Genomic DNA, 13951 nt, shown 5'->3' on the forward strand with positions numbered 1-13951 from the left:
TTTCACTCTCTTTCTAAAGGTTTACTTCTTGATGTTTTTTAAGAATTTTTTTCATCTTCTTTTCAAAGTCACGGCGTGTCATGGTAACAATATGCTGACAATTTTCACAACGTATACGAATATCCATACCCATTCGTATAATTTGCCAGCGATTAGTTTGACAAGCATGTGGCTTTTTCATTTCTACTATATCGAACTTATCGTAAGCTTTTGGATCCATTTTGACCCTCCTATTTGTCACTATTTAAACTTGAATGTTAAGTAAGTCTAGAATTCTTGTCAAATCTGAATCGTTGACGAATTCTAATTCAATTTTTCCCTTGTTTCCTTTTGAAACAATTTTAGCGGGTGTCCCAAACTTTTCTTCCATTTGATTTTCAATTGCTAACCAAAGTGGTGATTTATTTTCGGTTCGTCCCTTTTTCGTCATTTTTGGTAATGATTGATTATATTTTTGTACTACTTCTTCTAACTGACGCACTGTAAGCTGTTCTTTAACAACTTTTTTAGCTAAATTCTCCATCTGACTCTTATCTTTTAACCCTAAAATGGTGCGTGCTTGGCCCATGGATAGTTTTTCTTCATTTACTAACTGTTTAATTGGATCTGGCAATTGAAGTAAACGAATATAATTGGCTATATAAGGGCGACTTTTCCCAATACGTTCAGCAACTTCTGCTTGCGTTAATTTTAAACGTTCCATTAGCATATCATATGCTTCTGCTTCTTCTAAAGGACTCAAATCTTCTCTTTGCAAGTTCTCTATTACAGCAATCTCAATCATTGCTTCTTCATCAAGTTCTCTAACAATTGCTGGAATGGTTGTTTTGCCTGCCAATTTAGAAGCACGTACCCTACGCTCTCCTGCAATAATTTCATATCCTTTAATAGAGGATTTTCTAATAATAATAGGTTGGAAAACACCCGTTTGACGAATCGATTCCGCTAACTCATTCAAAGCATTGAGATCAAAGTGTTTTCTAGGTTGGTAGGGATTTGGACGAATATCTTCTAATTTAATTTCGGTGACCATTTCGTGATCGTTAGGTACTTCTTCATAAGCTGAACTAAAGAGAGCTTCCATTCCACGACCTAGTCCACCTTTTTTTGGTTTATTGGCCATTATTGATCACTTCCTCTGCCAATTCTTTATACATGATGGCTCCTCTAGATTTTGGGTCATAATCAATTACTGACAAACCATAAGATGGAGCCTCTGACAAACGAATGTTTCGTGAAATTACCGTATCATATACTTTCTCTTGGAAGTATTTACGTACTTCATCAACTACTTCATAGCCCAAGTTCGTGCGCGCATCTAGCATAGTTATTAATACACCTTCAATTCTGAATTGAGGATTTAATGACTTTTGAACTAAGCGGATTGTATTTAATAATTGACTTAAACCTTCTAAGGCATAATATTCTGCTTGAACCGGAATCAAAATTGTATCAGATGCTGTAAAGGCATTAATAGATAATTGCCCTAAGGACGGTGGACAATCTACTAAAAGATAATCATAATCTTGCTTTATTGATTCTACAGCTTCTTTTAAGCGAAATTCGCGGTCTTTAAAATTTACTAATTCAATTTCAGCAGCTGCTAAAGAAATAGTTGATGGGATAATATCCAGATTTTCTCTAGAAGTGGTTAAGATACTATCCTGAATAGGTACTCGATCGACCAGCACTTCATATAAGCTATAAGTCACATCGCCTCTTTCAATTCCTAAACCGGAAGTAGCATTTCCTTGAGAATCGGAGTCAATAACCAGTACCTTTTTCCCCATAAAGGCTAATGCTGCACCCAAATTAACAGTTGTCGTTGTTTTACCAACTCCGCCTTTTTGGTTGCCGATTGCAATCATTTTTCCCATATGCTTCCTCCTTTTATTTTATAGGCTGTTTGCTTGGCTTACCTGCTTTACGCGGGTATTTATTGGGAGTATCTAATGTTTTTTCTATTAATAATAGTGTTCTCTCACCTTCATCTTCAGGCAGATAAGTTTGCACCACTTGTTCTAACTTTGCTCCTAATGTTTTAATCGCCTTTTCAGCTTCTTTTAATTCCGTATTTGTTTGTTCATGGCTGCCTTTTAAAACTATAAATTTTCCACCTTTTTTTAGTAAAGGAAGACAGTACTCAGCTAAAACATTTAAAGGAGCTACTGCCCGAGCAGTCACTAAATCAAATTGTCCACGATAATTTGAATCTTGGCCCACATCTTCAGCCCTGCCATGGAGAAACTCTATTTGTTCAAGTTTTAAATTGGAACTTAAATCTTTTAAAAACTGAATACGTTTATTTAAAGAATCGATAATCGTCAGTTCAATTTCAGGATGAATAATTTTGATTGGTAAGCTTGGAAAACCTGCTCCCGCTCCTACATCACACATCTTCAAATAATAGTTCGCTAAAGGTAAATGCCACAGCGGCATTAAAGAATCATAGAAGTGTTTAAGATAAACTCCTTCTTTATCAGTAATAGCTGTCAGATTAACTTTTTGATTCCATTCAATTAACCACTGATAATAAGTGGAAAACTGTAGTAGTTGATCGGGACTAATTGATAATCCTTGATCTTGCAATTTCTTTTTAAACTGATTTTCTTCCATATAATCCCTCTCATTTTAGTAATTGTGAAACAATGTTTCACAGCAACTTTACTTTACTAAAATAACTACTCAATAGCAACATCTATCCTTCAATAAATTTCGAAAGATAATTAAATTACTTAAATTTATAGTATCTGTTTTTTTCATTTTAAAAAGATCCCTTCTTAATTAGCTTGCTAATTGAGAAGAAGATCTTTATCTTTTTGGTGATTTTTAGTTGATTATTGATGAGATTCAATTTTTGCAATTTTACCCTGTTGAATATAGATTGAAAGAATGGCAATATCAGCCGGATTGACACCTGAAATTCGACTAGCCTGTCCAATGTTAGAAGGTCGAATTAATTTTAATCTTTCTCTTGCTTCAGTTGCTAAGCTATCCACTGCATCGTAATCTAGGTTTTCAGGAATTATTTTTTCTTCCATAGCTTTAACACGATCGACCTTATGGTTAGCTTTATTAATGTAGCCTGCATATTTGATTTGAATTTCAACTTGTTCTCCTACTTGTCGATTAACTTCAGTCGTTAAAATAGGTAAAGCTTTAATCAATTCAAAATATTTAATTTCCGGTCTTTTTAAAAGTTCACTAGCTAAAATTCCATCTTTAAGTGGCGTTGAATTGATTCTTTCAAAATACTCTGTTAAACCCTCTGTACTTGGCTTAATACGAATAGACGCTAAGCGATCAAGTTCTGCTTTTACAGCAGCTTCTTTCGTTTTAAAATGCTGATAACGTGCTTCATCCACCAATCCAATTTTATAGGCTTTTTCTGTCAAACGGAAATCTGCATTATCATGACGTAGTAATAAACGGTATTCAGCCCGAGAAGTTAGCAAACGATAAGGTTCAGTCGTTCCTTTTGTTACAAGGTCATCAATCATAACACCAATGTAGCCTTCTGAACGCGTTATAATAAAAGGGTCTTTGTCAAAAGCCTTATGGCAAGCATTGATTCCTGCAACAATTCCTTGTCCTGCTGCTTCTTCATAACCACTCGTTCCATTCATTTGACCGGCAGTGAATAAGCCAGGTAAATCTCGCACTTCTAAGGATAGCGTTAATTGATGGGGTACCACTACATCATATTCAATAGCATACCCTGCTCGCATCAATTTTGCTTCTTCTAAACCTTCTACTGAATGGAGCATCTCTAGTTGGACATCTTCTGGTAAAGAAGTTGACAAGCCTTGGACATACATTTCTTTAGTATTACGACCTTCAGGTTCGATAAACACTTGATGGCGTGGTTTGTCACTAAAACGAACTATTTTGTCTTCTATTGATGGGCAATACCTAGCCCCTACTCCTTCAACTATTCCCGAAAACATAGGTGCTTTATGCAAATTATTTCTAATTATATTATGCGTTTGACCATTGGTATGTGTCAACCAACAAGATATTTGATCTTGCAAATAATCTTTATCATCTGTCAAATAAGAAAAATGATTCGCTTTAATATCGCCAGGCTGTTCTTCTGTTTTGTCAAAATGGACTGAGTCATAATGCACTCGTGGAGGTGTTCCAGTTTTAAAACGAGTTAATTCAATCCCTAATTCCATTAAATGTTCAGACAGTTTAACAGAAGGTAGGGTGTTATTAGGACCGGAAGAATAGGCTAAATCTCCAATAATAATTTTTCCTCGTGAAGAAGTACCTGCCGTTAGAACTACAGATTTAGCACGATAAATAGCCCCCGAATTGGTAATAATACCGCGACATTGATTTTCTTCAATTAAAAGTCTTTCAACAAGTCCTTGTTTGAGGTCTAAATTATCTGTTTCTTCTAAGACTTGCTTCATTGTATTGGAGTAATGTTGCTTATCAGCTTGAGCTCTGAGTGCTTGAACTGCTGGTCCTTTACCGGTGTTTAAAAGACGCATTTGGATATAAGTCCTATCTATATTACGTCCCATTTCTCCACCCAGTGCATCAATTTCACGTACAACGACCCCCTTAGCAGGTCCACCAATTGATGGATTACATGGCATAAAGGCTACCATTTCTAGATTCATCGTAATTAAAAGTGTTTGAGCACCTAGTCGAGCTGAAGCTAAAGCTGCTTCCGAACCTGCATGCCCGGCTCCTACAACAATTACATCATATTGACCCGCTTCATATGTTTGCATTATATTTCACCTCTGTTTTTCATAAATTCAACCTGATGGTCGATTAAGTCACCCTTTTTATCATAAGCAAATTTAGCCCAAAAATAAGGTTTGTTTTCTAAGACCCATTGTAAAAAGAGATAATCCCCTTCCCAAATTGGTTTGTCCAAGACATCGTCATAATCCACCCACTCTAAAGTCCCTTCGTCACAGTCCTTTAATAGGTCTCCTTCAAAATCTGTCACTCTATAGACAAAAGAATACCAATCTCTATCATCATGGGTAAAATCTGGAAAAGTTATGAAACCTAAGGGGATTAAGCTTTTGGCCCTTAGACCCGTTTCTTCATAAATTTCACGAATTGCACACTCTTGAGGACTTTCTCCTGCTTCAAATTTTCCACCGACGCTAACCCATTTTCCTCCATGGATATCATTTTCTCTTTTATTACGGTGGAGCAATAATAACTGTTTTCCATTATCCAGATAACAAATTGTAGATAATTGTTGCATTATAGCTTTCCTACTTTCCTAAACAGAATTGACTAAATAACTTATCTAATAATTCATCTTGTACGCTATCACCTGTTATTTCGCCCAAAAGATCCCAGGCTCTAGTAAAATCTATTTGTACCAAATCAACAGGTACGTCTGCTTGACAAGCATTCACAACTTCGTCAAGCGCTTGAATTGCTTGCTTTAGTAAATTAGTATGACGTGAATTAAGTAAATAATTAATATCATTCGACTCTAAATTTCCCGTATAAAACAAATTTTCAATTCTTTCTTCTAGTAGATTTAATCCTTGATCTTTTAAGATTGAAATTGGGATGATTTCCTCTTTATTTACTACATTTGTCAACTTTGTAAAATCAATTTGACTCGGCAAATCGGTTTTATTTAATAAAATGATTCGCTTTTGATCCTTTGTCAAAGATAAAAGTTCTTTGTCAATTTCTGTCAAAGCTTCAGATTGATTTAAAATCAAAATAACTAAATCAGATTCTTCCATAATTTTACGACTTTTAGCCACACCAATTTGCTCTACCAATTCATCAGTTTGGCGAATGCCTGCTGTATCGATTAAATGTAGGGGGACGCCTTTGACATTGATGTATTCTTCAATAGTATCTCGAGTTGTTCCAGCGATATCAGTCACGATTGCTTTGTCAAATCCAGTTAAGTAATTTAGTAAACTCGACTTACCAACATTTGGTTTACCTATAATAGCTGTTCGTATTCCTTCACGGAAAAGACGGCTATTTTGAGCTTTTTTCAAAATTTGATTTATTTTATTTTTTACATATTGTGATGTTTCTATAAGAGTTTGACTAGACATCTCTTCAACATCATCATATTCTGGATAATCAATCGTTACTTCAATTTGAGCTAAACTTTCAAGCATTTCTTGGCGCAATTGTCTAATTTGCTGAGATAGGGTTCCTTTTAATTGGTTTAGAGAAGCGTCCATAGCTTTACCTGTTTTAGCTTGAATTAAATCCATCAAAGCTTCTGCTTGTGACAAATCAATGCGACCATTTAGAAAGGCGCGCTTTGTAAATTCACCTGGTTCAGCCATGCGCGCACCTTCTAATAAACAACTTTCCAGGATTCGCTGCATAGCTACGATACCACCATGACAATTAATTTCTACTATGTCTTCACGTGTATAGGTTTTTGGTCCTTTTAAGATAGTGACCATTACTTCATCTAAGACTTTTTGATCCTTATCTACTATATGACCATAATGGATGGTATGACTTTCAACCTGACTCAAGTCTTTGCCTTTAAATATTTTTTTTATTATTGGCAAAGCATCCGGACCACTCATACGTACTATTCCAATAGCTCCCTCGCCAATTGCGGTTGAGATAGCTGCAATTGTGTCTAAAATATACATACTTAATACCCCCTTTAATCATAAAAAAAGTGCTCAACGAAAGATACCTAAGTTTTTTAGGTCATTCGAAAGCACTTTGACTGCCTGTCTATTTATCGTAGTAATTGTATCAAATCGTTATTCTTCTTGCAAGATAGGTGTGAAACTGTTTAGCTAAATTATATTTAAAAGAGAGTGTCTAGCTTTTTTTTAACATAAGCTCTCCAAAACATTTGCCTTAATAAAAACACCATTCCTCTAATTAAGAATGGTGATCTTCACTTATTCTAAGGTTAATTCTTCACTACTCAAAGGCGTTTGCGTATTACTACTATCTTCTTGCTTGACCCATTTGGGATCTATTTGATGAATTCCATTAGGAGGATAAGAAATGGCATTGAGTAGCATACCATTTCCAAACACTTCTAAACTCACTTGATTAACAGAGTAATAGTCAGCAATATTCACCATCATGGCAATTGCTACCGCTTTTTCACCTGCTGGATGTCGGTTTAAACTAGCAACGACACCACTTGAAAAATTGAGATGGGCAATTCCATTGGACTCATAAATATCAACCACTTGTATTTCGGGAGTAATCCATTGGTTATCGTAATAAAAGCGCTGAAAAGCTGTTGCTAGGGTATCGTTTGTTTGCCAGGCAAAGTCAACTGTCTCTTTTTGAATAAAAGGTTCTTCTGTTGAAGATCGAGGCATGTACCAATCCATTTTGCTTACTAACATTACATTATCTGTAATCGATTCTGCAAGATAATATTCCTCTTTATTTTCTTGCCATTGAGCAATAATCCCTTTATTAGCAGCAAATAGCTGATGTCTTTCGCCCTCTTCAAATTGAGTCACAACTTCAATCACTTCTTGATAGATTTGATCACCGATATTCACTTCTTTATATAAGCCGACGATTTTTGAAGGAATGTTACCGTCATATAACCATTCAGTTCCTACTTTTAAAGGAGATTGTAAAATGATTAGACCTTTTTCTAATTGATTAGCTTCTATTGAGTTTTTTAAATAATTAGTAAATCGATGCTCTTTTTCAAATTTTCCGTATAGTTCAATCACTTCAGTATTCCAACGATAGAGTTCAATGGTTTTTTCATCAGCTAGCGTCTCTCTCACTTGCATCTGTTGGCTTGTTTGATCCATATATTCAACATAGCTAGTTTTACCATTGGAAAGGATTTTTACTTGATTAGCATTATAAGGAAGAAAATTTTCTAAATTATAGTTTACATCTTCTCCTTCTTTAATCCACGAGTTAGGATCAATAACTACTTGGTCGGATGTATTGGCTTTCTTATTATTTATTTGATCTAGCTGTGTTTCTTTATTTTCTGCTTGTTTCTTCTCTATCTTCATTTGGTTTTCTTTACTCAATTTAATCATAGGTTCTTGTTTACAAGCTGATAAAGTAATAACAATTAACAAAAGCCAAAATATCTTTCTGCCAGACAGACTCAAATCCGTCACCTCCTAAAACAAGCTATATTATATCATAATTTTTATAACCTTCTAATATAATTTTACTAATGCTTCGTTTTAAAAATAAGTCCATTGATTTATTCATGATAATTTTCAATTATGACTAAACATTTATAAAAAAGGTTTGAGAGAAAAAATCCCTAAGCAGAGCTTAGGGACGTAATTAATATTATGGGACGTAATCTACCACTAAATATCGATTAGGATCTTTACCTTCAGAGTGGGTTGCAATATGCTCATATTGTCCAAGATAAGCATGAATTTGTTTGCGTTCATAAGCAGGTAACGGATCTAGGATGACTGTTTGTTTGGTAGTTAAAACTTGCTCAGCAGTTCTTTCTGCCATTTGTTCAAGCACATTTAAACGACGGTCACGGTAATCCCCAACATTTAATAAAACTGAGATTCGTTTACGATCACGTCTATGCAATAAAACCTGAACTAAAGTCTGTAAGGAATTGATAATTTTTCCATGTTTACCAATGACTAAACCTGATTTGTCTGTTTCGATATTAAAAACTAACTGATTACCTCTTAATTCGTATTCAATGTGCGATTCTGCACCATATAAACGAATAACTTCTTCGAGGTAATGGCAAGCCGCTTGATACTCTTCTTCTATTGTAGATTCACTTTGTGCAACCTCTGTTTCAGACGTTTGGTTTTCATTTGAAACTTTTTCACTCACTTTTGGCTCGACTGTTTCAGATTTTTTATCTTCTGCTTGTTTTTCAATGGAAGATTCTTTTTCTAAAACAACATTGTCAGTTTTTTTTGGATCGTGAACCTCTTCTTTAACAGGCTCACTATGTTTTTGATTATTTTGACGGATATAATCTTTAGTTTTATTTACTGTTTCTTTATGTTTTTGACCTGTTTTATCCTTATGTTCCATTCCAACTTTTTTTTCTAATTGATTGGTTAATTCTTTTAATGATAGATCAGTCTTAGCTTCAATATGAACTACTGCTTCTTGCTTACCGAAGCCAAAGAAACCTTTTTTTCCTTCACTTATAATACGGATATCGGCTTCTTCTCGACTAATTCGCAATTGTTTTAACCCTTTTTCAATAGCTAATTCGACATTTTCAGCCCTAACAGTCATATTATGATCTAACATATCATCACTCCTTTTAATTTATTTACGACTTTTAACTTTTTTCAAGGCCTTACGCAATTGACGCTCTTTTTCTTTTTCATGAGCAATGCGTTCTTGGCGTTCTTTAATCATTTTATATGGATTGTTAAAAATTAAAATAATAATTACAGTAATTAAATTCGATATAAACCAATAAAGTGAAACTGCACTAGGTAAAGCAAAAGATATAGAGAAAATCATAATTGGCATAGTTATCATCATAATTTTCATTGAAACATTTTGTTGAGGATTTGCTTTACTACTTAGGTAAGTAGATAAAAATGTGAATAGAGCCGCTAAAAGAGGGAAAATAAAGTAAGGGTCTGGTTGTCCTAAATCAACCCAAAAAAACTGTCCTTGTCTTATAAGCTCTGTTCGCGAAATCACTTGATACAAGGCCATCAAAATTGGTAATTGAATTAAAGTTGGTAAGCAACCTGCGAATTGATTAACTCCTTTTTCATCAAACAATTCTTGTTGCTCAGCTTGAAGTAATTCCATTGAGTGACGATCTTTATGAGGGTACTTAGCTTTAATGGCTTGAATTTCCGGTTGTAACTCCATTATTTTATTTTGAGATTTCATCTGCATTAATGTCAAAGGGGTTAGCAAAAGACGAATTAAAAGGGTTAAACTAATAATACCTAAACCAAAATTATGACCCATTAAACCACTTAGCCAAACAATAAATTGAGAGAAGGGATAGAGAACAAATTGATCCAAAAGATTTGATGAATCGTTAGTAATCGGTTCATTAATATTTGCACAAGCAGATAATACCACTACAATAGCTAATAGCAGTGAAAGTTTTAAAATTTTATTTACTTTTTTATTGCTCATTACGACCTCCAGATTTTTCTAGTTTAAATAATGGTTGGATAATTTTAGCTTTCTTCATAACGTGAATAATCGATTTCTTTATTTGCTTTAAATCCTTATCACAAATATCCTTACGAGCAATCAATAGAAAATCAACTTCAGGAATAACCATATCTTCCACCTCATGCAAGGCTTGTCTTAAATAGCGTTTTATTTGATTTCTAAAAACTGCATTACCTAACTTTTTACTTACTGACAAACCGACACGAAAATGTTTTTGACCTGGTTTTGAATAGGTATAAATAACCAGTTGACGGTTTGCTGTAGAGTTTCCTTGATGAAAGACTCTTTGAAAATCCTTATCACTTTTTACTCGATATTCTTTTTTCATTAGACTATCACTCCGATGTTTTAGAGTCCTCATAATATTATATCAAAAATAAGAATAATTGGAATCTCTCTCTTTATTTTATAAAAAAAAGGCCTCACTTGGAAGCCTCAAAATTATGCAGTTAACTTTTTGCGTCCTTTTAAGCGGCGCTTGCTTAATACACGACGTCCATTTTTTGTTGACATGCGTTTACGAAAACCGTGTTCTTTACTACGTTGACGTTTTTTAGGTTGGTATGTTCTCTTAGTCATGCAATACACCTCCTTGTTGCTAAATATAAACAATACTAGAATAGTTTATAAGAATGACTACTTTAAAGTCAAGTGTTTTTTAATATTCTATTAAATATCTCAATCGATGTAAAATCTTAACAATTGTCAACAACTTATCCACAGTTTTTAAACAAACCCTAAAAAAATAAACTTCTTTTAACAAACTAGAGGATAAAATTATCCACATTTTCTAAGCTTGTCAATAAATATTATTTTATCCACAAACTCTGTTGAAAACATTATTTAAACCTTTAAGGAAGTTGATGGCATAGGAATTGTTATTTTTTTCTTTTGCACAAATCTACTTAATGTTTACTAAACTATTTTTTTATCCACACATTTAATTCACATGTGGATAACTTAAATGTGAGTATGTGGATAGAGCTTTTTACACATTCTCAACTTGTGGAAAACTCTAAATATGATACAATAATCTTAACTATATTAACTTATTCGAGGTGAAATGAATGGATGAAAAAGATCTTTTTTGGCAAGGAGTTCAAGATTATTTAAAAGAAATCCTGTCCACTTCTTCCTATCGATCCTGGGTTGAACCTTCAATCCCTACTCGAATTGGTAATCAATCAATTACGATTGCAGTTCCTAATCCGATGACTAAAAAATATTGGGAAAATCATTTGGTAAACTATATATTGCAATATAGTCGTGAACGATATGGTATTGAATATGAACCTCAATTTATAATTTATCAAAGCAATCAAAATGAACCCATGCTTTCGAAATCGATTGATAAGCAAGGAGAGACAGATAGTCTTCCAAGCTTTTCTGACTCAAAATTAAATCCTTCTTATACCTTTGAAAACTTTGTGATTGGTGAAGATAATAAAATGGCTGCAGGAGCTGCCCTGGCAGTGAGTGATGGTCCAGGAAAAACTTACAATCCCTTTTTAATTTATGGTGGTGTAGGTTTAGGAAAAACTCATTTAATGCAAGCTATAGGTAACGATATCCTACGTAAAAACCCTTCTACTAAAATTAAATATGCAACCAGTGAATCTTTTGTTAATGATTTTATTACCAGTATTCAAAACGGTTCTCAAAAAAAATTTAGGGAAATGTATCGTGAAATAGATGTCTTATTGATCGATGATATTCAATTTTTATCGAAAAAAGATGCCACTCAAGAAGAATTTTTCCATACCTTTAACGAACTTTATAATAATAATAAACAAATTATTTTAACTTCAGACCGTTTACCAAATAATATTGATAATCTCGAGGAAAGGCTTATTTCACGATTCAAATGGGGATTATCAACCGACATTACCCCTCCTGATTTGGAAACTCGTATCGCTATCCTTAGAAAAAAGGCTGCAAATAATCGATTGGATATTGATTCTGAAACTCTCACATATATCGCTAATAATGTAGATACAAACATACGTGAATTAGAAGGAGCTTTAATGAGAGTTTTTGCCTATGCAGCTATAGAGGGCAAAGAAATTACAAGTCATTTAGCCGCAGAAGCTCTCTCTTCTATTTTTGGAGAGCAAAAAGAAAAGGTGATTGATGCCGAATCTATCATTTCTACTTGTAGTCAATTTTATAAAATATCCACTGAACAAATTAAAGGAAAGAAAAGGAACAAAGAAATCGTTACTGCTCGTCAAATTGCTATGTATCTTACACGTGAATTAACAGAACTATCTTTTCCTAAAATTGGTGAAGCTTTCGGTAATAAAAACCATACGACGGTTATCCATGCTTATGAAAAAATCTCTGAAGATCTTAAAAGTAATACTACCCTCAAACATGAAATTGCAACAATCAAACAGATGCTAGAATAAAGAATGTGGATAAGTCTACTGTAAAAAATCATCTTTACACATAGTCATCAACAATGCTAAAGCCTAGTTTGTAGAACTCTTTATCACTTATACACTCTATCAACAAGCCCTACTATTATTACTTAGATATATAATAATTATTTATAAAGGAGAAAATTATGAAATTTACAATTAACCGATCTGCTTTTACTCAACAAATAAATAATGTTCAAAGAGCTATTCCTTCTAAAACAACCATTAACATTCTATATGGAATTAAATTATCTTTAGATAGTAATGGAATGACTTTAATAGGTAGCGATGCTGATATATCTATCGAAAGTCATATTTCAGTTGATGAACCCTTAGCTAATTTACAAATTGAAGAAACAGGCCAAATTGTATTACCTGCACGTTTATTAAATGAAATTATTAAAAAATTACCACAAGATGAGGTAATAGTGAGTGTAGATGATCAATTTAAAGCAACTATTCAATCTGGTAATGCAAAATTCCAAATTGTTGGTATTGATGGAAATGAGTATCCTCGTTTGCCTATTATTGACCTAGATCATCAAATTCAACTTCCAACACTTACTTTTAAAAATATGATTCATCAGACTATTTTTGCAGCTTCTAATCAAGAATCACGTCCAATTTTAACAGGACTTCACTTAATGCTAGAAAAAGATTACTTAGTGGGAGTGGCAACAGATAGCCATCGTTTAAGCCAAAGAGAAATTCCTTTAAAATTAACTGAGAATTCGCATCATTTAGAAGCAATCACTGTTCCTAAAAAAACAATGATTGAATTGGCTAGAATAGTTCCTGATAATGCTGATTTAATGATGACTATATCGAATCAACAAATTATTTTTACTTTCGAAAACATAACAATTTATTCACGCTTACTGGAGGGTAATTACCCTGCTACTGATCGGTTAATTCCTAATTCATCTGAAACAGAAATCGTCTTAAATGCGGCTGATTTTCTGCAAGCAATTGAACGGGCCTCTTTAATGTCACATGAAGGAAAAAATAATATTGTCCAATTAGATATTCAAACAGACCATATCGAGTTATTTGTAAAAGGAAATGAAATAGGGAATGTGGCAGAAGAAATTCAATTTGTTTCCTCAAATGGTGAAGAGCTTCAGATTTCATTCAACCCTGACTATATGAAAGAAGCTTTAAGATCTTTTGGCGATATAGAAATTACCATTCAATTTAATTCAGCAGTTCGTCCAATGCTTATAACACCAAGTGTAAAGAGTGAATTACCCCACAATGATTTACTGCAATTATTAACACCAGTTCGTACACATTAAAACTTTTTAGCGGGTCTAATAAACGACCTGCTTATTTTTTGCCATTATTTAGCATTTAAGACTAATTTAACTTAAATAAGCTTTTTATACTCTGAAGGTCAAATTTAT

At 33.5% G+C, this 13951-nt stretch carries 14 protein-coding genes; 2 read left to right on the forward strand and 12 right to left on the reverse strand.

All coding sequences use genetic code 11. The annotated features are described in order from the left end of the window. Positions 1-13: 13 nt before the first annotated feature. The 12 genes from ACQV2R_RS05935 to rpmH form a co-directional block, all read right to left on the reverse strand. A complete protein-coding gene (locus ACQV2R_RS05935; RefSeq protein WP_428873029.1) occupies positions 14-220 on the reverse strand; it encodes a DUF951 domain-containing protein in 207 nt (68 codons plus the stop codon). Between the two features lie 24 nt (positions 221-244). Next, a complete protein-coding gene (locus ACQV2R_RS05940; protein ID WP_428873031.1) occupies positions 245-1123 on the reverse strand; it encodes a ParB/RepB/Spo0J family partition protein in 879 nt (292 codons plus the stop codon). After that, positions 1113-1877 carry a ParA family protein gene (locus tag ACQV2R_RS05945; protein WP_428873033.1) on the reverse strand — a complete coding sequence of 255 codons (765 nt, stop codon included), beginning with the start codon at positions 1875-1877 and terminating at the stop codon, positions 1113-1115. The genes ACQV2R_RS05940 and ACQV2R_RS05945 overlap by 11 nt, the downstream gene beginning before the upstream one ends. A 13-nt stretch (positions 1878-1890) precedes the next feature. Beyond that, positions 1891-2616, reverse strand: coding sequence for a 16S rRNA (guanine(527)-N(7))-methyltransferase RsmG (gene rsmG, locus ACQV2R_RS05950; RefSeq protein ID WP_428873035.1), 726 nt, complete (start codon positions 2614-2616; stop codon positions 1891-1893). Between the two features lie 221 nt (positions 2617-2837). After that, positions 2838-4745, reverse strand: coding sequence for a tRNA uridine-5-carboxymethylaminomethyl(34) synthesis enzyme MnmG (gene mnmG / locus ACQV2R_RS05955; RefSeq protein ID WP_428875080.1), 1908 nt, complete (start codon positions 4743-4745; stop codon positions 2838-2840). Further along, positions 4745-5236: an NUDIX hydrolase gene (locus ACQV2R_RS05960; RefSeq protein WP_428873037.1), complete on the reverse strand. Its 492-nt coding sequence runs from the start codon at positions 5234-5236 to the stop codon at positions 4745-4747. Before ACQV2R_RS05960 ends, mnmG begins: the two co-directional genes overlap by 1 nt. A gap of 10 nt (positions 5237-5246) precedes the next feature. Next, on the reverse strand, positions 5247-6623 hold the full coding sequence (mnmE, locus tag ACQV2R_RS05965) for a tRNA uridine-5-carboxymethylaminomethyl(34) synthesis GTPase MnmE (protein WP_428891949.1): 1377 nt from the start codon (positions 6621-6623) through the stop codon (positions 5247-5249). A 261-nt stretch (positions 6624-6884) separates the two neighbouring features. Further along, the gene (locus ACQV2R_RS05970) at positions 6885-8087 is read right to left on the reverse strand and encodes a hypothetical protein (RefSeq protein ID WP_428891950.1); all 1203 of its coding nucleotides are present in this window, start codon (positions 8085-8087) and stop codon (positions 6885-6887) included. Positions 8088-8277: 190 nt separating this feature from the next. Beyond that, entirely contained in the window at positions 8278-9228 is a 951-nt protein-coding gene (gene jag / locus ACQV2R_RS05975) for an RNA-binding cell elongation regulator Jag/EloR (protein WP_428873040.1), read from the reverse strand. Between the two features lie 18 nt (positions 9229-9246). Then, positions 9247-10086 (reverse strand): membrane protein insertase YidC, encoded by an 840-nt coding sequence (gene yidC / locus ACQV2R_RS05980; RefSeq protein WP_428873041.1) that lies wholly within the window; start codon positions 10084-10086, stop codon positions 9247-9249. Beyond that, entirely contained in the window at positions 10076-10456 is a 381-nt protein-coding gene (gene rnpA, locus ACQV2R_RS05985; protein WP_428873042.1) for a ribonuclease P protein component, read from the reverse strand. Before rnpA ends, yidC begins: the two co-directional genes overlap by 11 nt. A gap of 113 nt (positions 10457-10569) precedes the next feature. Beyond that, entirely contained in the window at positions 10570-10707 is a 138-nt protein-coding gene (rpmH, locus tag ACQV2R_RS05990; protein WP_258436956.1) for a 50S ribosomal protein L34, read from the reverse strand. A gap of 488 nt (positions 10708-11195) precedes the next feature. Between rpmH and dnaA the strand changes: the two genes are divergently transcribed. Together dnaA and dnaN are read left to right on the forward strand one after the other, a co-directional pair. Beyond that, positions 11196-12536, forward strand: a complete 1341-nt coding sequence (dnaA, locus tag ACQV2R_RS05995) for a chromosomal replication initiator protein DnaA (protein ID WP_428885068.1) — start codon at positions 11196-11198, stop codon at positions 12534-12536. 158 nt (positions 12537-12694) lie between these two features. Next, positions 12695-13843 (forward strand): DNA polymerase III subunit beta, encoded by a 1149-nt coding sequence (gene dnaN, locus ACQV2R_RS06000; protein WP_428873044.1) that lies wholly within the window; start codon positions 12695-12697, stop codon positions 13841-13843. Positions 13844-13951 lie beyond the last annotated feature (108 nt).

This window comes from Facklamia sp. P12937, from assembly GCF_050409505.1.
In the GTDB taxonomy this organism is placed as follows: domain Bacteria; phylum Bacillota; class Bacilli; order Lactobacillales; family Aerococcaceae; genus Facklamia.

Excerpts from the sequence above, each read along its gene's own strand:
- rpmH (WP_258436956.1), bottom strand. The coding sequence starts at position 10,707 with ATGACTAAGAGAACATACCAACCTAAAAAACGTCAACGTAGTAAAGAA.
- mnmG (WP_428875080.1), bottom strand. The coding sequence starts at position 4,745 with ATGCAAACATATGAAGCGGGTCAATATGATGTAATTGTTGTAGGAGCC.
- jag (WP_428873040.1), bottom strand. The coding sequence starts at position 9,228 with ATGTTAGATCATAATATGACTGTTAGGGCTGAAAATGTCGAATTAGCT.
- rnpA (WP_428873042.1), bottom strand. The coding sequence starts at position 10,456 with ATGAAAAAAGAATATCGAGTAAAAAGTGATAAGGATTTTCAAAGAGTC.
- yidC (WP_428873041.1), bottom strand. The coding sequence starts at position 10,086 with ATGAGCAATAAAAAAGTAAATAAAATTTTAAAACTTTCACTGCTATTA.
- rsmG (WP_428873035.1), bottom strand. The coding sequence starts at position 2,616 with ATGGAAGAAAATCAGTTTAAAAAGAAATTGCAAGATCAAGGATTATCA.
- ACQV2R_RS05945 (WP_428873033.1), bottom strand. The coding sequence starts at position 1,877 with ATGGGAAAAATGATTGCAATCGGCAACCAAAAAGGCGGAGTTGGTAAA.
- ACQV2R_RS05960 (WP_428873037.1), bottom strand. The coding sequence starts at position 5,236 with ATGCAACAATTATCTACAATTTGTTATCTGGATAATGGAAAACAGTTA.
- dnaA (WP_428885068.1), top strand. The coding sequence starts at position 11,196 with ATGGATGAAAAAGATCTTTTTTGGCAAGGAGTTCAAGATTATTTAAAA.
- dnaN (WP_428873044.1), top strand. The coding sequence starts at position 12,695 with ATGAAATTTACAATTAACCGATCTGCTTTTACTCAACAAATAAATAAT.
- ACQV2R_RS05935 (WP_428873029.1), bottom strand. The coding sequence starts at position 220 with ATGGATCCAAAAGCTTACGATAAGTTCGATATAGTAGAAATGAAAAAG.
- mnmE (WP_428891949.1), bottom strand. The coding sequence starts at position 6,623 with ATGTATATTTTAGACACAATTGCAGCTATCTCAACCGCAATTGGCGAG.
- ACQV2R_RS05940 (WP_428873031.1), bottom strand. The coding sequence starts at position 1,123 with ATGGCCAATAAACCAAAAAAAGGTGGACTAGGTCGTGGAATGGAAGCT.